This window comes from Spirillospora sp. NPDC049024 (assembly GCF_040649235.1).
Classification (GTDB): Bacteria; Actinomycetota; Actinomycetes; order Streptosporangiales; family Streptosporangiaceae; genus Spirillospora.
This window is the reverse complement of the sequence record NZ_JBEZFD010000002.1, coordinates 96252-116753: the sequence shown is the minus strand read 5'-3', so window position 1 is coordinate 116753 and position 20502 is coordinate 96252. Positions and strand designations below refer to the sequence as shown.

Below are 20502 nucleotides of genomic sequence, written 5' to 3'. Positions count from 1 at the left end.
GATCACGGTCCGTCGGCCCCGGGGCAGGCCGTGCCGGAGTTCCTGCGCCTGGCCGCGCACCCGCTGCGCTGGGGGCTGCTGACCGCGCTCGCCGGCGGCGACCTGCGGGTCCGTGAACTCATGGCGCGGGTCGACGCGCCGCAGAACCTGGTGTCCTACCACCTGCGGCTGCTGCGCGAGGGCGGCCTGGTCACCGCCGTCCGCAGCACCTTCGACGGACGCGACAGCTACTACCGCCTCGATCTGGACAGGTGCGCGCAGTCCCTCGCCGGAACCGGCGCCGCCCTCCATCCGGCCCTGAACCCCGCCCTGCATGCCGCCGTGCATCCCGGCTTGGATCCTGCCCTGAACCCCGGCCTGCATCCGGGCCTGGGTCTGGATCCGGCATTTGATCCCGCCTTGCATCCGGCCCCGGATCCGGAGCAGCGCCAGATCGCCGCACCGCCTGCGGACCCGGACGACCGAACCCACCACGCGGTGCTGTTCGTCTGCACGGGCAACAGCGCCCGCTCACCGATCGCCGAAGCGCTGCTGCGCCACCACACCGCCGGACGGGTGACCACGATCAGCGCGGGCACCCGTCCCAAGCCCGCCCTGCATCCCCGCGCGGTGGAGGTTCTGCGCGAGCGGTACGGCATCGACATCGCCGACCAGCGGCCCCGCCATCTGGACACCCTGCGCGGCCACCGGTTCGCCCACGTGATCACCCTGTGCGACAAGGCCCGGGAAGCCTGCCCCGAGTTCGGCGATCGCACGCGCCGGCTCCACTGGAGCACCCCAGACCCCGCCACAGCCGCCCCGGCCGGTCCGAACGACCCCGCCGGTGCGGGGCGCGAGGCCGAGGAGGCGGCGTTCGTCCGAGCGGCCGCCGACATCGACACGCGCGTCCGCTACCTGCTGCCCGTCCTCGCCCTAGCCTCGGAGGATCACCCATGACGGAGCCCGCCCAGTACGCCAGCGTCCGCTACCTCGTCGACGACGTCCAGGCGGCCGTCGACTTCTACACCGCTCACCTGGGATTCACTCTCAACTTCAGCGCCGCCCCGGCCTTCGCCGACGTGGTGCGCGGACCGCTGCGGCTGCTGCTCTCCGGTCCCACCAGCTCCGGCGCCCGCGCCACCCCTGCCGACGCCGCCGGCGCGGGCCGCAACCGCATCCACCTGGTCGTCGACGACCTGGACGCCGAGATCGCCCGCCTGCGCTCGGAAGGCGTCGAGTTCCTCGGCGACGTCGTCAGCGGCCCGGGCGGAAGCCAGATCCTGCTCACCGACCCGGCCGGCAACCTCATCGAACTGTTCCAGCCCGCCGCCGCCCGCTAGGCAAGCCGCCGAACGAGCGACCCGGTTCCGATGGGCGGGCCCCGCGGCCTGGGGAGGTCGCGGGGCCCGAGGAGTCAGGCTTTGCCGGCGCGGCCGGGGGTCCTGTTCTTGAGCGGGAGTTCCACGAGGCGGACGCAGAGCATCGTCACGGCGAAACCGACCAGGCACTCCACCAGGAAGTAGGAGAAGGTGTGGTCCTCTGCGAAGACTCCGTGCGTCCCGATCTCGCCGAAGCGCTCGAGGAGCGGCAGACCCGCCATCGCCAGGAGCGCGCAGGCCCGGCGGCCCTGGCCTGACCTCGACAGGGCGGCGCAGACGAGTACGGCGACGGCCAGGGCGGCCCCGAACTGGAGGCGGGCCCACATCACCACGAAGGCTTCGGGGGCCTCCCGATTCGGTAGGCCGAGTTCGCTTTCGAGGAGAAGGCTGAACAGCGGGGACGACGAGAGCGCGACCAGGACGCCCGCCATGACCGCGACCCCGGCGACGCGGGCGCGCCCGAGCAGGCGGGCGCCGTGCCGAGGGCCGGGGGACGCGACGAGCGACGCGGTGGCCACCAGCGCGAGCGGCAGCGGGATGCCCGCAACGGAGGACGCCACGAAGGCATAGGGGGCTTCCGGGAAGTTCGCGGCCCAGATGGCCAGGAGGACCTGGACCGCGGTCACCGTACAGGCGGTGGTGGCTGCGTGGCGGTGGGCTCCGCGCCAGGCGAGAACCGCGATACCCGCCCAGGCCAGCCAGAACGGCGCGGTGCCGTAGGCGACGGGGAGCATGCCCCACAGGGTCCCGCCCCGGTCCATCCCAACGTCGACCGCCGCCCCCGTCGCCGGGATGTTGACGGCGAACCGCACCCCGTCGGCCAGGAGCATGGCCATAGAGATGAATCCGGCGACGGCGAGCGCTCCCGGCCACGGCGACCCGGTGGCGTCGCCCGCGGCGCGGCGCAGCCGGATCCGGACCGCGCCGCGGATCAGGTCGGCCGCGTCGGCGAGGGACGGCCGTGTCTGGTCCGGCCGGGCCGCGGACAGCAGCACGTCCAGCATCTCCTCCCCGTGCTCGGCGCGGTGACCGGCCGGGTACCAGGCGAGGAGGCGGCGGTAGCGGAGTTCGAGTGCGCTCACCGGAGCCCCCCGAAGGCCGGGGTCGTGCCGCCGCGGAGGCTCGGGAAGGCGGCCAGCCGGCGGGCGGCGATCCGCGTCCGCTGCTGGAGGGCCTCGACCTCCGCGGCGAGCGCGGCGGCGCCGTCCTCGGTGAGCCGGTAGTAGCGGCGCAGCCGGCCGTCCACGACCTCTTCCCGGTCGGGCGCGATGAGCTCCTCGGCCTGCAGCCGGTCCAGCGCCGCGTAGAGCGTGCCGGCGCGCAGCCTGGTCCGCCCTTCGGAGATCTGCTCGACGTCGGACATGATCCCGTAGCCGTGCTGCGGGCCGTCCGCGAGCGCGGTCAGGATCAGGAACGTCGGCTCCTGCATCGATTTGGGCATGCCATCGTTATATATCGATCATCTGACTATTCGCAAGCGCACCGCATCAGCACCGGTCACCTGAGCGCGGCGGGGGCGGCGGGCGGGACGGCGGGGCTCTCGGGCAGGACGCGGTCGACGCGCTCGTAGGGGCGGCCCGGCTCGGGACGGGGGTCCTTCTGCCCCCGGTTCGGCCAGAACGCCATGGCGCGTTCGGCCTGGGCGGTGATGGTGAGGGACGGGTTGACGCCGAGGTTCGCGGTGACCGCCGAACCGTCCACGATGTGCAGGCCCGGATGCCCGTGGACGCGGTGGTAGGGGTCGACGACGCCGGTCTCGGGCGTCTCGCCGATGACGCAGCCGCCGATGAAGTGCGCGGTGGTCGGGATGTTGAACAGGTCGAACCACGTCCCGCCGGGGGTGGCGTCGAGTTCCTCCGCGAGCATCCGGACGGCCTTGTGGGCGACGGGGATCCAGGTGGGGTTGGGCTCGCCGTCGCCCTGGCGCGCGACGAGCCTGCGGCGCCCGAGGCGGCCGCGCTTCTCGCCGATGGTGATGGAGTTGTCGGCGGTCTGCATGACCAGGGCGATGACGGTCCGCTTGGCCCAGTCCCTGAGGGACAGCCCGCGCAGGATGACGGTCGGGTGCCGGGCGGCCTGGCCGAGGAACTTCAGCCAGCGGGGCGCGCCGCCGCCGTCGACCAGCAGGGTCCGGATGACGCCCATGGCGTTGTTGCCCGCGCCGTAGCGGGTGGGCTCGATATGGGTCCTGTCGTCGGGATGGAACGACGAGGTGATGGCGAGGCCGGTGCTGTGGTCGACGTCCTTCTTGCGGTGCCAGACGGTCATGCGCTCGACGCCGAGGAGCGCCTCGGAGTTGGTGCGGGTGAGCTCGCCGAGCCGGGGCGACAGGTGCGGGAGACGGCCGGCGGCGCGCATCCGGTGCAGGAGGTGCTGCGTCCCGTACGTCCCGGCGGCGAGGACGACGTGCTCGGCGGTCAGCGTCCGGCGGCGCTTGCGGACCGGGCCGGTGCGTTCGGTGGTCACCTCGTAGCCGCCGGCCTCCAGGGGCGCCAGGGCGGTGACGGTCGTGTCGGGTATCACCCGCACGCCCGCCTTCTCCGCGAGGTAGAGGTAGTTCTTGGTCAGCATGTTCTTCGCGCCGACCCTGCAGCCGATCATGCAGGAGCCGCAGCCGGTGCAGGTGGTCCGGCGGGGCCCGGCGCCGCCGAAGTAGGGGTCGTCGGCGTCCTCGCCCGGCCGCTCGCCGAAGAACACGCCGACCGGTGTCGGATGGTAGGTGTCGCCGACGCCCATCCGGTCCGCGACGCGCTTCATCGCCTCGTCCGCGGGTGTGACGAGCGGGTTCACGGTGACGCCGAGCATGCGACGGGCCTGGTCGTAGAACGGCGCGAGCTCGTCCTGCCAGTCGGTGATGTGGCCCCACTGGCGGTCCTTGAAGAACGGCTCCGGCGGGACGTAGAGGGTGTTGGCGTAGACGAGGGACCCGCCGCCGACGCCCGCCCCGGCCAGGACGAGCACGCCGGCCTTGCCGCCCACCAGGTGGACGCGCTGGATCCCGCGCATCCCGAGGCGCGGCGCCCACACGTACTTGCGCAGCCGCCATGACGTCTTGGGCAGCGTGTCCTCGTCGAAGCGGCGCCCGGCCTCGATCACCGCGACCCGGTAGCCCTTCTCGGCCAGCCGCAGGGCCGACACGCTGCCGCCGAACCCCGAGCCCACCACGATCACGTCGAAGTCGTAGCCGTCACCGGACATCCCGCTCTCACGGGACGCAGTGTCATCAGGGGACACAGCGTCATCGCGAGACACAGCGCCATCAGGGGACACGGCGCACACCACCTTCGTCGGGGGGAACGAAGGGGCCGAGTGTGCCCCTCCGAAGCGTCGCGCACCATGCACGCATCGCAACGATTCACGGCGGTGTTTGTCACCGGAGTGACAAAGCGCGGCACGGCGGACGGCGAGCCCGCCCCGCGCCCGCCGCCGACCGTCCGCGCGGCCCCGTCCCAACGTGGCCCGGCCTTCACGCGGCCCGATATCGTCGAGGCCCCATTCCGCTGGAGGGACCCCTGTGAACCGACTTCATCTGGCGGCTCTGCTGCTCGTCCCGGCGCTGGCCCTCACCGCGTGCGGGGGCGACGGTGGCAACCCGAAGCCGACGGCCCCGGCGCAGGCCGATGCCACGGCCTCGGCCCCCGACGACTCCTCCGGCGCGGGCGACTCGGCCAAGGGCGGCTCGGCGAAGGCCCCGGCGGGGGCGCCGACGTCCGCGCCGCCGAAGGCCGTGAACGCGTTCGTCGCCTGCATGCGCAAGCAAGGCGTGAAGGTGCCGAAGGACACGACCGGCTGGCGGCCCGACCCTCAGGACGGCCGGACGCAGAAGGCGCTCATGGCCTGCATGAAGTCCGCCGGGGCGCCGACGCCGTCCTCCTGACGCGACGCAATGTTCTAATTCGTACGGCTTGGCAGGTGGCGTTCCCCGGCCGCTCGGCACGGACGCCACCTCGACCTCCTAGGCTCGACTCCCGTGACCGAGGACCCGTCGGCGAGCTTCGCCCGTGCCCGAGCGGCGGCAGGCGTCCTGTTCTTCGACGACCATGACCGCGTCCTCCTGGTCGACCCGTCCTACAAGGACTACCGCGACATCCCCGGCGGCTACGTCGAGCGCGGCGAAACCCCCCGCCAGGCTGCGGCACGCGAGGTGGCCGAGGAACTCGGGATCCACCCGGAGATCGGCCGGCTCCTGGTCGCCGACTGGGCGCCCGGCGAGGCCGAAGGCGAAAAGATCCTCTTCGTGTTCGACGGCGGCTCCCTCACCGCAGGCCAACTCGACGCCATCCGCCTCGACCCGAGCGAACTGGTCGGCTACCGCTTCCACGACATCGCCCGGATCCACGACCTGACCACCCCGCGCCTAGCCCGCCGCCTCGTCCACGCCCACGCCGCCCACCGGGACGCCACCACCCGCTACCTGGAACACGGCGAGCCGATCTAGAACGTTCAACCGCTTAGAATTTTCTTGCATCTTTAGAACTTGTGTCCAAGTATGCAGGTGACTGGGGTGCGCGCCCCGGCCCACGTGGCTCGCCCGTTCGCATTCCGATTGCCTCGAAGAAGGAGCCACCCGCCAAAGGGGTCCCAAGCTCATGAACGACACCACCAGCACTGCGATGGACGGCCTGTTCCTCTACGACAGGTCCGGGCGGCGCTACCCGATCAGCGACCGCCGCTGGCGCGGTGAGGACGGCTCGCCTCTGATGCTCAGCCCGGTGCCCGGGCCGGCACCCGACCGGATCGACACGAACGAGCGCTCCCTTTGGCGCTACCAGGCTGCGATCCCGGTCTCACCCCGGCACCGGGTGAGTCTCGGAGAAGGCTTCACCCCCATGCCGCCGCTGGACTGGGACGGGCTGCGCGTCCACTTCAAGCTCGAATGGTTCAACCCCACCTCCAGCTTCAAGGACCGCGGGGTCGCGGTGATGGTCTCCCACCTGCGCGGGCAGGGAGAGACGCACATCCTCGAGGACAGCTCCGGCAACGGCGGCTCCTCGGTCGCCGCCTACGCGGCCGCCGCCGGGATGAAAGCGAAGATCATCGTTCCCGCGGCGACGTCAGCCGCCAAGATCCTGCAGGTACGCGCGTACGGCGCCCGGATCGAGCTCGTCGCGGGCACCCGCGAACAGGTGTCGGACGAGGCGATCCGGCAATCCGAGCAGATCCCCTATGCCAGCCACAACTGGCACCCGTTCTTCCTTCAGGGCACCAAAACGGTCGCCTACGAGATGTGGGAGTCGCTCGGGTTCAGGGCACCGGACAACGTCGTGCTCGTGGCCGGTGCGGGCAGCAACGTCCTCGGCTGCGACATCGCGTTCAAAGAGCTGCTCGAAGGTGGCCACATCGACCGGCTCCCCAGGCTTCTGGTCGGCCAGCCGGAGCATTGGGCCGCCATCGCGGACACGGTGAACGGGATCGATCCACAGAGCCGAGGACCGCGGGTGCCGACGATCGCGGAAGGAGCCTCCATCGCCGCGCCCGTCCGGCTCCCGGAGGCCGTCGAGGCGATCCGCCGCTCGGGCGGGGCGGCGATGGCGGTCACCGAGGACCAGATCCGCACGGCCGTGCGCAAGCTCGCCTCGCGCGGACTGTACGCCGAGCCGACCAGCGGCGTCGCCGCAGCGGCCCTCGACCGCTTCCTGGCCGACGGCACCATCGGCCCCGGCGAGACCACCGTCGTCGTCCTCACCGGCTCCGGGCTCAAGTCCGCGGAGAAAATGGCCGCCGTCTTCGACATCGACCGCGCCCCGGACGGAGAGAGCCACCCGTGACCGTCGACGACCCCGACGAGCACCTTCTCGCCGAAGCCGAGAAGATCGCGATCGCGATCGGACGCATGTTCCCCGGCCTGTGCGAGGTGGTCCTCCACGACCTGCGCCGGCCGGAGCACGCGATCCGCGCCATCGAGAACAACCTGTCGGGCCGCCAGGTGGGAGACTCCGCCACCGAGCTGGGACTCCGCCGGATCGCGGACCCGGACTACCCGAGCGTGATCCAGAACTACCCCAACCAGTTCCCGGACGGCCGTCCGGTCAAGAGCACGTCCATCGGGATCAAGAACGCCCAGGGCCGCTACGTCGCGGCGCTCTGCCTGAACCTCGACGTGTCGAACCTCTCCCCCCTCACGCTCGTCCTGGCCAACCTGGTGGCGACCGAGGTCGAGCATCGGGAGGAGGCGTTGGAGACCCTGCAGAACCGCACGGCGCGGGAGTTGCGCGAGTTCATCGAGAAGTTCGCCGCCGAACGTGCCGCCACCCCGCGCTCACTCGGCCGTACCGCCAAGAAGGATCTCGTCCGGCAACTGCACCGCGACGGCTACTTCGCCACCAGGGGCTCCACCGAGGCCATCGCCGACCTGCTGGGGATCTCCCGGAGCACCGTCTACAACTACGCCCGGCGGTCCTGACCCCGCCCAGCCGCCACGTGGAAAGAACGCCCCCCGGTCCGAAGGCCGCATGACCCGTCCCGGTGGACGTTCGTGGTCACCGCAACAGGGGGCTGGAAACGCGCCAGGACCGTCGGACGCGATGGTCCGACGGTCCTGTTCGGCCGGTTCACTGTGCGGCCGGTTCACTGTGCGGCCGGTTCACTGTGCGGCCGGTTCACTGTGCGGCCGGTTCACTGTTCGGCCGGTTCACTGTCAGGCCTTGTTGAAGGTGCGCTTGGCCCAGAGGTAGGAGACGACGCCGATCCCGGCGCACCAGGCGGTGGCGATGGCGGCGCTGTCGCCGATCGGGGTGCCGAGCAGGAGGCCGCGGACGGTCTCCATGATCGGTGTGAAGGGCTGGTACTCGGCGAACCAGCGCAGGACGGTCGGCATGGAGTCGGTCGGGACGAACCCGCTGCCGAGGAAGGGCAGGAACACCAGGGGCATCGGGGCGTTGCTGGCGGCCTCCGGGGTCGGGGACTTCATGCCCAGGGCGACCGCGAGCCAGGTGATCGCCACGACGAACAGGGTGAGCAGCCCGGTGGCGGCCAGCCATTCGAGGGGTGTCGCGTTGGGGCGGAACCCGATGGCGAGGGCGACGCCGACGACGACGGCCAGGCCGATGAGCTGCTGGATGACGCTGCCGACGACGTGTCCGGTGAGGACGGAGGCGCGGGAGATCCGCATGGTCCGGAAGCGGGCGATGATGCCCTCGGTCATGTCGGTGGCGACCATGACGGCGGTTCCGGTCGCGGCCGTGGCCGCCGCCATCAGCAGGATGCCGGGCACGACGTAGTTGACGTATTCGTCGCGGCCGCCTCCGAGCCCGTCGCCGAGCGTGCCGCCGAAGACGTACACGAACAGGAACAGGATGATGACGGGCGTGACGACCAGCTGCACGGTCATGGCCGGGTAGCGGAGCAGGCGCTTGAGCTGGCGCCGGACCATGGTGGACGAGTCGCGCGCGGCAAGGGCGAGGGCGCTCATCGGAGGGCCTCCTTGTTCTGGTCGGCCTTGTTCTGGTCGGCCGGCTTCTGGTCGGCGGTGTCCTGGTCGGCCTGCCGGCCGGTGAGGGTGAGGAAGACGTCGTCGAGGTCGGGGGTGTGCACCGACATCTCGTCGACCTCGATCGAGTGCTCGTCCAGGACGGCGAGCACATCCCGGATCACCCGGACGCCGCCGTCGCTCGGCACCTGCAAGGTGAGCGCCTCGGGGTCGGGGGTGCCGACGCCGAGGGCGAGCAGGGCCGCGTCGAGACGGCCCGGGTCGGCGAACCTCAGCAGGATGTGGCCGCCGGGGATGCGCCGCTTGAGCTCATCGGCCGTTCCCTCGGCGATCAGCTGCCCGTGGTCGAGGAGGGCGATGCGGTCGGCGAGCTCGTCGGCCTCCTCCAGGTACTGGGTGGTGAGGAAGATGGTGACGCCGTCCCGGACGAGGTCGCGGACGATGCCCCACATGGCGCGGCGGCTGCGCGGGTCGAGGCCGGTGGTGGGCTCGTCCAGGAAGATCAGGCGCGGGTCGCCGACCAGGGTCATCGCCAGGTCGAGCCGCCGCTGCATGCCGCCGGAGTAGGTGGACGCCGGCTTGCGCGCCGCGTCCACCAGGTCGAACTTCTCCAGCAGTTCCGCGGCCTTCCGCTTGCCCTCGCGCTTCGGCAGGTGCCTCAGGTCGGCCATGAGGAGCAGGTTCTCCTCTCCGGTCAGCAGCTTGTCGACCGCCGAGTACTGCCCGGTGACCCCGATCGCGCCGCGCACGTCGTCGGCCTGGCGGACCAGGTCGAACCCCGCGACCCGGACCTCCCCGGCGTCGGCGCGGATCAGGGTGGACAGGATCTGGACGGCGGTGGTCTTGCCCGCGCCGTTCGGGCCGAGCAGGGAGAAGATCGTTCCTTCGGGGACGGCCAGGTCGATGCCGTCCAGGACGACCTTCTCGCCCTTCTTGTCGCGGTAGGACTTGCGCAGCCCTTCCGCCGCGATGGCCAGGGTGGTCATGGTGTTTGCTCCTCGGGGGCCGGAGGGTCAGAACCGCGGGTCAGAGGCTGCGGGCGGCGATGTCGCCGTGCATGGTGGTGGCGTGGAGGTCGAGTTCGGCGGTGCCGTCGTTCTTGAGGGCGTTGGTGATGCGGCCGTGGCCGGTGCCGGCGTCCAGGGAGGCCGAGACGCCTGCGGCGGCGGCGACCGAGATGTCGCCGGACTGGGTGCGGAGGACGACCTTGCCGCCCACGGCCTCGGCGATCCGGATGTCGCCCCGCTGGGTGCTGATCTCCGCGGGCCCGCCCAGCCGTCCGACCTCCACGTCGCCGTCGGTGGCGGTGAGGCGGACGCTCGCGGCCTCGTCCAGCTTGATCGACCGGTAGGCGCCCTCGAAGGCGACGTCGCCCAACCGCCCGACGGTCCGGAACTCGGCGGCGGCCGCCTTCCCTTCGACCCGGGAACCGGCGGGCAGCCGGACCGTCACCTCGATGGATCCGGAGGGGCCGAGGTACTGGTTCTTCGCCGGGACCTCGATCCGCAGGACGCCGTCGCCGTACTCGACCCTGGTCTGCTCCGCCGCCTTCGCGTCGCGGCCCTTGGCGGCGTCCGCGGGCAGGACCTCGACCACGGTGTCGGCCCGGTCGGCGGCGATGAACCGGACGCGCCCGGCGGGGACGTCGAGGACGGCGGAGATCGGGGCGGGGGTGTCGAACTTCTGCATCGTGTTCTCCTTGCGGGCTCGTCGTTTCCAACGATGGAAAAGCTACGTTGCTTTCCAGAGATAGGCAACATGAGCTTTGCACTGGAACAGTATCTATGCAGATCAGAGCCATAGAATCATTGCAACGAGCTTGAATCTAACGCAACGGTTCACCTGGCCCGCGTTGCAATGTTGTGAGCGTGAACGCTATGGTCGAGGCGTCAGGGAACACCGGTAGCACCATCGCCCCGCGCGGGCATCGAAGGGGGTCGTGATGCCCGGAGGCAGGCTCACCCAGCAGGAGCGCCAGCAGATCGCGGCGGGGCTGGCCGACGGCCTCGCCTACGCCGAGATCGCCCGCCGCCTCGACCGCCCGACCTCCACGGTCACCCGCGAGGTGATGCGCAACGGCGGACCCGCCGGCTACCGGGCCGACCTGGCCCACCACGCCACCCAGCGCCGCACCCGGCGGCGCCCCCAGGCCTCGTCCCGGGGGACGCGGGCGGTGCCGCAGCCCTACGGACGCGACGCCGCGGCCGTGCAGGAATTCCAGGAGGCCCTCACGACCGTCATCCTGACGTCGGGCCTGCCCTCGATGGCGGCCCGGGTGCTGGGCTGCCTCTACACCGCCGACGACAGCCTCACCGCCTCCGAGCTCGCCGAGCGCCTCCAGGTCAGCCCGGCGTCCATCTCCAAGGCGGTCACGCTCCTCACCGGCCTGGACCTCGTCCGCCGGGAGAGCGAAGGCCGCCGCGAGCGCTACGTCGTCGACAACGACCTCTGGTACCAGTCGATGATCCGCAGCGTCCGGGACAACGACCGCTTCAGCGAGACCGCACGGCAGGGCGTCGCCGTCCTCGGCCGCGACACCCCGGCCGGCAACCGCCTGGAGAACGCCGCCCGCTTCCTCGACTTCGTCAGCGAGAGCCTGACCCGCGCGATGGAGCAGGCCCGCGACGTCCTCTACACCAAGCCCGGAACGCCCCCGGCCGCCACCGCCCCGAGTCCAGAGCACGAATAGAAGCCGTCCCGAAGGCCCGGCGAACGCGGCATCCCGCCGGACGAACGGGGGCTCGCATCCGAAGCGGCTCCCGAGGGGCCGAATCCGGCGACGCCTCGGCGCGCCCCCCGAGCAGGATCGGTCCCATGACGAACGCCGCCGACAGAGAGCGACTTCGGCCGGTGTCGCAGATCACACGCGCGGCCTGTCAGACGGACGGGGCCGCCGGTGTCTTGTGTGCGTCAGGAAGCCCGCGGACGATCCGCGCGGCACTCCCCTCCACGAGTGAGGACGAAGTCATGGCGACCACCAAGGCGCCCCCGCCGACCGCATCGCGCCGCTGGGCCGCGCTGCTGTTCATCGGCCTGGCCCAGCTAATGATCATTCTGGACGGCACCGTGGTGAACATCGCGCTGCCCTCGATCCAGCGCGACCTGCAGATCTCCGACGGCGACCGGCAGTGGATCATCACCGCGTACACGCTGGCGTTCGGCAGCCTGCTGCTGCTCGGCGGGCGGATCGCCGACTACACCGGCCGCAAGCGGGTCTTCCTGGTCTCCCTGCTCGGTTTCGCCGGCGCCTCCGCGCTCGGCGGCGCCGCGTCCGACTTCGAGCTGCTGCTGGCCGCCCGCGCCCTCCAGGGCGGGTTCGGCGCGCTGCTCGGTCCGTCCGCGCTGTCGCTGCTCACCGTGACGTTCAGCGAGCCGAAGGAGCGCGCCAAGGCGTTCGGCATCTGGGGTGCCATCGCCGCCGCGGGCGGCGCGATCGGGCTGCTGGCCGGCGGAGCGCTGACCGACTACCTGGACTGGCGCTGGTGCCTGTACATCAACATCCCGATCGCGGCGGTCGCGGCGGTCGGCGGATTCGCCATCCTCACCGAATCGCGTCGCCCGGGCCGGGCCCGCTTCGACGTCCCCGGCGTGCTGGCGGTCACCGGCGGCCTGGTCGCGATCGTCTACGGCACCAGCCGGGCCGAGTCCGAAGGCTGGGACTCGGCGAAGGTCATCGGCCTGCTGGCGGCCGGCGCGGCGCTGCTCGCAGTGTTCGCCCTCATCGAGAGCCGCGTGGCGCAGCCGCTGCTGCCGCTGCGCGTCGTCGCCCACCGCACCCGCGGCGGCGCCTACCTTGCCGTCGGCATGGCCGTCATCGGCATGTTCGGGGCGTTCCTCTTCCTGACCTACTTCATGCAGGTCGTCAAGGGATACTCCCCGATCAGGACGGGCGTGGGCTTCCTGCCGATGACCACGGCGGTGCTGGTGTCGGCCGGCGGGCTCACCACCCGGCTGCTGCCCCGCGTCCCGCCGCGCGCGCTGATCGTCCCCGGCATGCTCATCAGCGCCTGCGGCATGCTCTGGACGCTCACCCTGGACCCCGGCACCTCCTACGCGTCCGGCGTGCTGGTCGCGCAGCTCCTGCTCGGCTTCGGAGCGGGCATGATCATGCCCGTGGCCCTCAACTACGCCACCCACGGCGTCGAGCAGGGCGACTCCGGCATCGCCTCGGCGAGCGTCAACACCGCGCAGCAGATCGGCGGCTCGATCGGCATCGCGCTGCTCAACACCATCGCCACCAGCGCCACCGCGGACTACCTGGCCACGCACGCCCGGCACGGCATGAGCCCGGACGTCACCAAGCGGGCACTGGTGGAGGGCTTCGGGGCGGCCGGCGCCTGGTCCGCGGGAATCATGATCGTCGGCGCGCTGATCGTCGGCATCCTGATGAACACCCCGCGCCCCGAGCACCAGCCCGTCGCCGAGGACGGGACTGTTGCCGACGACCAGCCCGTCCCCGAGGGCGCGGGAGCGCCGGACCTGTCGGCAGGAACCCCTGCACACAGCGTCTGACCAGCCGGAACCACGACCGCCGACCGGCCGCCTCAGGCCACGGGCAGAAGCCCGGGGACCATGAGCCCGGCCGGTGGCGGCCCGGCCGCGATGGTGTCAGGGAGGTGGAAGGGGATGGCAGCGGCGGTGTCGGTCGATGGGGCGGACACGCCGGGAGACGCTCATCTCCATCAGCACTGTCAGTTGACGAGCCGTCGGCGACCGGCAGGGGTTCCCTTGAGAGCGCCGAGCCGCACCAGCCAGTTCGCATACCAGTCGGCGAAGTCGAGGCCGGGGGTGAGCGCACCGCCGGGGCGGCGCACCTCGTCCCGCCAGACCCGCCCGGCGCCCGCCCCGGTCACGACCATCCGGAAGTACGCCCCATGCCCGATCTCACCGATGATCATGGACCCGGTCAGCGCGTCGTCATAATCCCCATGGTCATCCAGGTCATCGAAACGCTCACCGGGCACGCGAGCGGTGAACGGGAACGGTGTGGCCAGGTACCGGGGCGCGTAGACGCCCCGGTACGCCCACCGGGCGGACCGGCGAAGCGGCCACAGCCCGTAGCCCGGACCGGCTCCGCCGTCCCCGACCCGCAGGACGAAGTCGCGGTACGAATCAGGAAGGCGGACATCGAGACGCCGCTCCAGGTCGAGGACGTACTCCGACCGGCACGGCGGCCCCAACGCACCCTCGTCACCCAGCGAGGCGAGAGCGGCGAGGACCACACGACGGTTCCACATCCACTCCATGCCGCGTCCACTCCATGCCGCGTCCACTCCATGCCGCGTCCACTCCATGCCGCGTCCATCCATCTGGGGCGAAGCCGGGCGGCTCACGGAGATCATAAATTGCTCGGGCGGCACGTTCCGTGGGGATTTCGGCGCGACCGCTCAGGCCTTCGGCGCCCCTGGGGCTCGGGGCTTCATTCCGGGCCTGCGGTGGGGGGACGGCCGCGGAGGTAGGTCAGGACGGCGAGGACCCTGCGGTGCGTGTCGTCGGCCTGGGGCAGGTCGAGCTTGGCCAGGATGCTGCGGACGTGCTTGCCCACGGTCGCGTCGGTGACGACCAGCCGCCGGGCGATGGCGGCGTTGGAGCGCCCTTCGGCGATCAGGGCGAGCACCTCGTGCTCGCGCGGGGACAGCGCCGCGAGCGGGTCCCGGCGGCGGCCGAGGAGCTGCCGGATGACCTTGGGGTCCACGACCGTCCCGCCGTCGAGCACCTGGCGCAGCGCGGCGACGAAGTCGGCGACGTCCACCACCCGGTCCTTGAGCAGGTAGCCGACCCGGCGGCCGTCGCCGGAGTCCAGCAGGTCGGCGGCGTAGCTCAGCTCGACGTACTGGCTGAGCGCCACGACCGCGAGTCCCGGGTCGGCGCGGCGCAGCCGCACGGCGGCGCGCAGGCCCTCGTCGGAGAAGTCCGGCGGCATCCGGATGTCGGTGACGACCAGGTCGGGCCGGTGCTCGGCGACGGCCGCGAGCAGGGCCTCGGCGTCGTCGACGGCGGCGACGACGTCGAAGCCGAACCTGGCCAGCAGCCCGGCCAGGCCCTCCCGGAGCAGGACGCCGTCCTCGGCGAGGACTACCCGGACGGCGGTCGGATCGGTTCGCAAGGGAGCTCCACACGGACGAGGGTCGGGCCCCCGGCGGGGCTCGACACGAGAAGTCTGCCGTCGATGACCGCCACCCGGTCGGCGAGGCCGGTCAGCCCGGTGCCGCGGGCCGGGTCGGCGCCGCCCGCGCCGTCGTCGGTGACCTCCACCGTGAGGACGCCGCCGGCGAGGCGCGCGACCACCGCGGCCCGGTCGGCGCCGCTGTGCTTGGCGGCGTTGGTGAGCGCCTCGGCGGCGGCGAAGTAGGCCGTGCTCTCGACCTGGCGGGGCGGCCGTCCTGACAGGTCGGCCTCGACGGTGACCGCGAGCGGGGACCGGTCGGCCAGCTCGCCCAGCGCCGCCGCCAGGCCCCGGTCGGTGAGGACGCGGGGATGGATGCCGTGGACGAGTTCCCGCAGCTCGGTCATGAGCCGTTTGGCCTCGTCATGGGCGTCCGCGACGCTGTCGGCCGCCGGGGATCCGGGCGGCAGGTCCACCCGGGCGATCCCGAGCTTCAGGGTGAGGGAGAGCAGCCGCTGCTGGGCGCCGTCGTGCAGGTCGCGCTCGATGCGGCGGCGCTCCGCCTCGAACGCGTCGACCAGCCGGGCCCGGGAGCGCGCCACCTCGACCAGCTCGGCCTGGAGCCGTTCCCCGGAGCCGTGGCGCAGCAGCGCCCGCGCGAGCGCGCCCTGCGCGGCGGCGGCCAGGGACAGCAGGTACGGGACGGCGGGCAGCAGCACCAGCCCCGCGACCGCATAGGGCAGCGCGTCCGCCGGGGTGGCGAGCCGCACCGGGCCGAGCACCATCGGGCCGTCGCCGCCGAGCAGGATCAGCGGGGCGGCCACGGCGCCGAACTGGAAGGCCAGCACGGACATCAGCGCCGCGTACAGGACGGGGACGGCGGCGGACAGCAGCACGAAGTAGCCGAGCGCGCGCCAGGTGACCGGCTCGGTGTAGCGGGTGCGGAGCCACGGCAGGACGCCCCGCTCGGGCGGCCGCCGATGCCCGGGGCCCGCCGGACGGACGTCCACCAGGCGGAGCCGTCGCCGTTCCAGCCCGGTCAGCGGGATCGTCGCCGCCGGACCGAGCCCGGCGATCAGCAGGAGTCCGCTGGCGGCCGGCAACGCCCGCTCGCCGAGGGCGGCGTCCGAGGTGGCGGCCAGCAGCAACGGCATGCCGAGCAGTACCAGCGGCAGGCCCGCCGCGATCACGACCGGCACGGTCGACAGCAGGTAGCCGGCGGCGCGCCAGGGCCAGGCCGTCAGGAGGAACCCGCGGCGTCCCATCGCGGCCAGCAGAGTGGGGGGCGGGGCGGGCGGCGGAGTGGCCGACCGGGTGGCCGACGGGGTGGCCGACGGGGTGGCCGACGGGGTGGGCGGCGGGTCGTTCGGCACAGGCGTACGGTAACCGACCCCACCGCCTGCCCGGCCCGGACGAACGCCGAGGTAGTGCCAGCCATACCTCCAAGTTGGTGGACCACCGTGATGCGGTCGGCGGGGCCCCGGCGGTGGGATCGAAGCATGAGACGAAAGCTTCCCGCACGGGCCGTCGCACCCCTCGCCGGCCTCACCGCCGCTGCGCTGGTCGGCGGGCTCGGATACGTCTGGCCCCGTCCCGCTCCCGCCGCGGCACAGCCTGTGTCCTACCGGGCTGCGTCCCAGCGGGCGGCGTCCTTCAAGACCACGGGGTGGTCGCAGAGCTGGGGCGCGGCGGTGCAGCGTCCGATCGCCGGCGGCGAGGACGAGGGGCCGAACTGGTCGGTGGAAGGCTTCGGCGACCATTCGCTGCGCCAGGTCGTCCGGCTGAGTGCGGGCGGGACGAAGGTGCGGATCCGGCTGTCCAACCGGTACGGAACCCGGCCGCTGCGGGTCGCCGGTGCGGCCGTCGCCCGGTCGGCGGGCGGCGCCCAGGCGTGGCCGGGGACCACGGTGCCGCTGAGCTTCGCCGGGGCACGGTCCGCCACCGTGGCTCCGGGCGGCGAGATCGCCGGCGATCCGGTGCCGCTGGCCACCGCGCCGCTGGAGAAGCTCGCGATCACTCTGCGGTTCACCGGCTCGACGGGGCCCGCGACCTTCCACCGCTTCACCACCCAGCCCGCCTACCGCGCCTCCGGCGACCACCTGTCCGACGTGGGCGCCGACGCCTACACCGCCTCGACCGACGCCCTGTACTACCTGACCGGCGTAGAGGTCACCGGCGGGAACCGCGGGGGCGCGGTGGTCGCCTTCGGGGATTCGCTCATCGACGGGGTCGGAGCCGCGCCCGGTGCCGACGCGCGGCTGCCGGACGTGCTGGCCGAGCGCCTGGCCGCCGCCCGGAGCCCGCTCGGCGTCGTGAACGCGGGCATCGGCGGGAACCGGCTGCGCTACGGCTCGGCGTGCGCCGGGGAGAAGGCCACCGCCCGGTTCGCCCGCGACGTCCTGGACCGTCCCGGCGTGCGAGCGGTGATCGTCCACCTGGGCGCCAACGACATCCGCGTCACCCCCGGCGACCCGTGCCTGCGACCGGGCGGACCGGCGACCGCCGCGCAGGTCATCGACGCCCAGCGGCGACTGGTCCGCGCCGCCCGCGCCCGCGGCCTGACCGTCATCGGGACGACCATCCTGCCGATGAAGGGCGCCCTGTTCCCGGTGTGGACGCCGCAGGTGGAGAAGGAGCGCGACGCCGTCAACCGCTGGATCCGGACCAGCGGCGCGTACGACGCCGTCCTGGACGCCGACCGCGTCATGTCCGACCCCGCCGACCCGGACCGTCCTCGCCTCTCGTACGTGTACCAGGACGGGCTGCACCCCAACGACGCGGGCTACCAGGCTCTGGCGCGCGGCATCGACCTGCGGGTCCTGCGATGACGGCCCCCGCCCTCGCGCATCCCGCCGTCCCGGTCGCGCCGGTGCAGCTGCACCAGGTGAGCAGGCATTACGGGACGGGCGAGGCGCGGGTGCAGGCGCTGTCCGACGTCAGCGTGACCTTCCCCGCCGGTTCGTGGACCGCCGTGATGGGCCCGTCGGGCTCAGGCAAGTCGACTCTGCTGCACTGCGCCGCAGGCCTGGACCGGGTGACATCCGGCCGCGTCCTGCTCGCCGGGCAGGACGTCACCCATGCCGCCGACGCGACGCTGACCGGGCTGCGGCGCCGCGCCGTGGGGTTCGTCTTCCAGAACTTCAACCTGATCGGCTCGCTCACCGCCGAGCAGAACGTCGCGCTTCCGCTGACGCTCGCGGGTGCCCGGCCGTCGCGCCAGGTCGTGCGGGCCGCCCTCACCGAGGTGGGCCTGGCCGACCGCGCGCGGCACCGTCCGCGCGAGCTGTCGGGCGGGCAGCAGCAGCGGGTGGCGATCGCCCGCGCGATGGCGACGCGGCCTTCGGTGCTGTTCGCGGACGAGCCCACCGGGGCCCTGGACACCGGTTCGGCCCGCACCGTCCTGCGGCTGCTGCGCCGCATGGTCGACACCGCCGGTCAGACCGTCGTGATGGTCACCCACGACCCGGTCGCGGCGGCGAGCGCCGACGCGGTCGTGTTCCTGTCGGACGGGCGGATCGCCGACCGGCTGGCGCGTCCGTCCGCCGCGCAGGTCGCCGAACGGCTCACACGGTTGGAGGGCTGACCGGTGCTGCGCATCTCCGCCGGCACCGTCCGGGACCGCTGGCCGCTGTTCGCCGGGGCGCTGCTGACCGTCTCCCTGGGCGTGGCGCTGGTGCAGTCGTCGGTGCTCGTGCTGGTCTCGACGGGCGAGCCGAAGATCCCGCCGGGCGCCTCCGGACGGACGGCCGAGCAGATCCGGGAGGGGTACGTCGGCGCCGCCACGCTGCTCGGCATGGCCACACCGCTGGCGATGTTCCTGGCGGTGTTCATCGTGGGCTCGACGTTCGCCTTCGCCGTGGAGCAGCGGCGCAAGGACCTGGCGCTGCTGCGCATGCTCGGCGGGAGCCGTCCCCAACTGGTCAGGCTGCTGCTGGGCGAAGCGTTCCTGCTGGGACTGGTCGGGAGCTTCTTCGGGATTCTGCTGGGCGTGCCGGGCACGTGGGCGCAGGTCCGGTTGCTGATCTGGATCGGGCTGCTTCCGCGTGACTTCTCCGCCGACTGGTCCCCCGGCGTCCTGCTGCTGTCGCCGAGCGTGGGGATCGGCGTCGCGGTCTTCGGGGTCCTGTCGGCGTCCTACCGGGCGGCCCGGGTCCGTCCGCTGGACGCGTTGCGGGACGCCCCGCGCGCGGCCCGGGTGATGACCGCCGGCCGCTGGCTGTCCGGGGTGTCGTCGCTCGCGCTGACGGTCGCGCTGGTCGCGGCCGGGCACGGCGCGGACCTGCTCGGCGCCCTGCTGATCGCCATGGCCGTGTCGGTCTTCGGGTCGATCGCGCTCAGCGCGCTGAGCCCCCTCGCCGTCCCGCTGGTCGGCCGAGCGCTCGGGACGGTGCTGCGCGCCGGCGTGCTCGGGGAGCTGGCGCAGGCGAACCTGCGCGACGCGGTACGGCGCAGCGCCTCGACGGCCGCGCCGCTCATCGTCCTGGTCGGCCTGCTGGTCGGCCTGACCGGCGCGCTGGACTCGCTGGCCCGGGCCACCGGCGCGGACCTCGAACGGACCACCGCCGCCGACCTGGTGGTCACCTCGAACGGGGCGGCCGCCGCCCGGATCCCGCAGGTCCCGGGCGTCGCACTGGCGTCTCCGCAGAGCCAGGTGGAGATGTCGGTGACGTCCCGGCATCGCGTGGAAGGCCGTTCCTACCGGCAGACCCACCACTCGGGGATCACCGCCGTGGACGCCGCCGCCTACCGGCGCACCCACCGCCTCACCCTCCGCTCCGGCTCGCTGGACGCGCTGCACGGACGCACCATCGCGATCGGGCCCCGGCTCGCCGCCGAAGGCGTCCGCAGCGGCACCGTCACGGCACGGATCGGCTCGCGCAAGGTCGAGCTCCGCACGGTCGCGCGCCTGCCGGAAGTCCTGGAGAACGGCAGCGACAACTTCCTGGTGCCGCGCGACCTCGTCCCCGCCGAGATGCTCGCGGACGCGCCCACCGAGACCTTGGTGCAGGTCACCCCCGGCACGTCACCGACTGAGGTCGCCGCACGCATCCGCGCCGCCGGGGGCGGCGAGGTGCACACCCTTCACCAGTGGGCCGACGCCAGAGTGGCCGACCAGCAGCGCGGCACCATGGGGATCATGGCCGTCCTGATGGGCATGTCCGGCCTGTACGCGGCCATCGCGGTCGTCAACGCCGTCGTGATCGCCGCCGCCGAACGCCGCACCGAGTTCGCCGTCGCCCGCGCCACCGGCCTGACCCGCGCCCAGGTGGTCCGGATGGCGGCCATCGAGTCGGCCGCCGTCACGTTCATCGGCTTGTCCCTGGGGGCTTTGGTCGCGGCAGGGGCTTTGGCGGGCTTCTTCCCAGAGACCCAGGGCGTCCGCATCCTCGCAGTCCCCTGGCCCCTCCTAGCCCTGCTGACCGCGGCTTCCCTTCTCGTCACTCCCGCGGCCGCCGCCCTGACCGCCCTCGCCGCTACAAGACCGTCCCCCACGGCTTTGGTCGCCGCCCGCGAATAGAGCCTCGTCGAGCCCCGACGCAGGTGAAAAAAGGTTTGAGCGAGACGGCGCCCCGTTGCTACCTTCGCGGTCGACCGTGAAGAAGTCGCAA

Annotated in this window: 20 protein-coding genes; 11 read left to right on the top strand and 9 right to left on the bottom strand. The window is 72.7% G+C overall.

All coding sequences use genetic code 11. The features are described 5' to 3' along the window. The first annotated feature begins 30 nt into the window (after positions 1-30). Together AB0C21_RS03375 and AB0C21_RS03370 are read left to right on the top strand one after the other, a co-directional pair. Positions 31-936, top strand: a complete 906-nt coding sequence (locus tag AB0C21_RS03375) for an arsenate reductase/protein-tyrosine-phosphatase family protein (RefSeq protein ID WP_500202449.1) — start codon at positions 31-33, stop codon at positions 934-936. Next, the gene (locus tag AB0C21_RS03370; RefSeq protein ID WP_500202448.1) at positions 933-1319 is read left to right on the top strand and encodes a VOC family protein; all 387 of its coding nucleotides are present in this window, start codon (positions 933-935) and stop codon (positions 1317-1319) included. The genes AB0C21_RS03375 and AB0C21_RS03370 overlap by 4 nt, the downstream gene beginning before the upstream one ends. A gap of 74 nt (positions 1320-1393) precedes the next feature. Here the strand turns inward: AB0C21_RS03370 and AB0C21_RS03365 are convergent, their stop codons facing one another. From AB0C21_RS03365 to AB0C21_RS03355, 3 genes are read right to left on the bottom strand one after another with little or no spacing between them, the layout of a single operon-like run. Further along, a complete protein-coding gene (locus tag AB0C21_RS03365; RefSeq protein WP_500202447.1) occupies positions 1394-2440 on the bottom strand; it encodes a hypothetical protein in 1047 nt (348 codons plus the stop codon). Further along, the gene (locus AB0C21_RS03360; RefSeq protein ID WP_500202446.1) at positions 2437-2799 is read right to left on the bottom strand and encodes a PadR family transcriptional regulator; all 363 of its coding nucleotides are present in this window, start codon (positions 2797-2799) and stop codon (positions 2437-2439) included. The genes AB0C21_RS03365 and AB0C21_RS03360 overlap by 4 nt, the downstream gene beginning before the upstream one ends. Positions 2800-2855: 56 nt before the next feature. Further along, a complete protein-coding gene (locus AB0C21_RS03355) occupies positions 2856-4556 on the bottom strand; it encodes a GMC oxidoreductase (protein ID WP_500202445.1) in 1701 nt (566 codons plus the stop codon). Positions 4557-4872: 316 nt separating this feature from the next. On the opposite strand from AB0C21_RS03355, the gene AB0C21_RS03350 reads away from it, so the two are divergent. The 4 genes from AB0C21_RS03350 to AB0C21_RS03335 all read left to right on the top strand — a co-directional run bounded on the left by AB0C21_RS03350 (position 4873) and on the right by AB0C21_RS03335 (position 7761). After that, the gene (locus AB0C21_RS03350; protein WP_500202444.1) at positions 4873-5235 is read left to right on the top strand and encodes a hypothetical protein; all 363 of its coding nucleotides are present in this window, start codon (positions 4873-4875) and stop codon (positions 5233-5235) included. 93 nt (positions 5236-5328) lie between these two features. Beyond that, positions 5329-5796, top strand: coding sequence for an NUDIX domain-containing protein (locus tag AB0C21_RS03345; RefSeq protein WP_500202443.1), 468 nt, complete (start codon positions 5329-5331; stop codon positions 5794-5796). A gap of 151 nt (positions 5797-5947) precedes the next feature. Next, entirely contained in the window at positions 5948-7126 is a 1179-nt protein-coding gene (locus tag AB0C21_RS03340; protein WP_500202442.1) for a threonine synthase, read from the top strand. Beyond that, positions 7123-7761, top strand: a complete 639-nt coding sequence (locus AB0C21_RS03335; RefSeq protein WP_500202441.1) for a helix-turn-helix transcriptional regulator — start codon at positions 7123-7125, stop codon at positions 7759-7761. The genes AB0C21_RS03340 and AB0C21_RS03335 overlap by 4 nt, the downstream gene beginning before the upstream one ends. Before the next feature lie 234 nt (positions 7762-7995). Here the strand turns inward: AB0C21_RS03335 and AB0C21_RS03330 are convergent, their stop codons facing one another. From AB0C21_RS03330 to AB0C21_RS03320, 3 genes are read right to left on the bottom strand one after another with little or no spacing between them, the layout of a single operon-like run. Next, positions 7996-8769 carry an ABC transporter permease gene (locus AB0C21_RS03330; protein ID WP_500202440.1) on the bottom strand — a complete coding sequence of 258 codons (774 nt, stop codon included), beginning with the start codon at positions 8767-8769 and terminating at the stop codon, positions 7996-7998. Further along, positions 8766-9773, bottom strand: a complete 1008-nt coding sequence (locus AB0C21_RS03325; RefSeq protein ID WP_500202439.1) for an ATP-binding cassette domain-containing protein — start codon at positions 9771-9773, stop codon at positions 8766-8768. Before AB0C21_RS03325 ends, AB0C21_RS03330 begins: the two co-directional genes overlap by 4 nt. Before the next feature lie 40 nt (positions 9774-9813). Beyond that, entirely contained in the window at positions 9814-10476 is a 663-nt protein-coding gene (locus AB0C21_RS03320) for a DUF4097 family beta strand repeat-containing protein (protein WP_500202438.1), read from the bottom strand. 253 nt (positions 10477-10729) lie between these two features. On the opposite strand from AB0C21_RS03320, the gene AB0C21_RS03315 reads away from it, so the two are divergent. Together AB0C21_RS03315 and AB0C21_RS03310 are read left to right on the top strand one after the other, a co-directional pair. After that, complete coding sequence (locus tag AB0C21_RS03315; protein WP_500202437.1) at positions 10730-11476, top strand: GbsR/MarR family transcriptional regulator; 747 nt, start codon at positions 10730-10732, stop codon at positions 11474-11476. Positions 11477-11754: 278 nt separating this feature from the next. Beyond that, complete coding sequence (locus AB0C21_RS03310) at positions 11755-13299, top strand: MFS transporter (RefSeq protein ID WP_500202436.1); 1545 nt, start codon at positions 11755-11757, stop codon at positions 13297-13299. 179 nt (positions 13300-13478) lie between these two features. On the opposite strand, the gene AB0C21_RS03305 is transcribed toward AB0C21_RS03310, so the two are convergent. From AB0C21_RS03305 to AB0C21_RS03295, 3 genes are all read right to left on the bottom strand, one after another. Beyond that, on the bottom strand, positions 13479-14024 hold the full coding sequence (locus AB0C21_RS03305; RefSeq protein WP_500202435.1) for an SMI1/KNR4 family protein: 546 nt from the start codon (positions 14022-14024) through the stop codon (positions 13479-13481). 182 nt (positions 14025-14206) lie between these two features. Then, on the bottom strand, positions 14207-14893 hold the full coding sequence (locus tag AB0C21_RS03300; protein WP_500202434.1) for a response regulator: 687 nt from the start codon (positions 14891-14893) through the stop codon (positions 14207-14209). Continuing rightward, the gene (locus AB0C21_RS03295; RefSeq protein WP_500202433.1) at positions 14863-16266 is read right to left on the bottom strand and encodes a sensor histidine kinase; all 1404 of its coding nucleotides are present in this window, start codon (positions 16264-16266) and stop codon (positions 14863-14865) included. The genes AB0C21_RS03300 and AB0C21_RS03295 overlap by 31 nt, the downstream gene beginning before the upstream one ends. Positions 16267-16392: 126 nt before the next feature. Between AB0C21_RS03295 and AB0C21_RS03290 the strand changes: the two genes are divergently transcribed. The 3 genes from AB0C21_RS03290 to AB0C21_RS03280 are packed head-to-tail and all read left to right on the top strand — an operon-like array spanning position 16393 to position 20411. Beyond that, on the top strand, positions 16393-17721 hold the full coding sequence (locus tag AB0C21_RS03290; RefSeq protein ID WP_500202432.1) for an SGNH/GDSL hydrolase family protein: 1329 nt from the start codon (positions 16393-16395) through the stop codon (positions 17719-17721). Further along, a complete protein-coding gene (locus tag AB0C21_RS03285; protein ID WP_500202431.1) occupies positions 17718-18476 on the top strand; it encodes an ABC transporter ATP-binding protein in 759 nt (252 codons plus the stop codon). The genes AB0C21_RS03290 and AB0C21_RS03285 overlap by 4 nt, the downstream gene beginning before the upstream one ends. 3 nt (positions 18477-18479) lie before the next feature. After that, on the top strand, positions 18480-20411 hold the full coding sequence (locus tag AB0C21_RS03280; RefSeq protein WP_500202430.1) for an FtsX-like permease family protein: 1932 nt from the start codon (positions 18480-18482) through the stop codon (positions 20409-20411). Positions 20412-20502 lie beyond the last annotated feature (91 nt).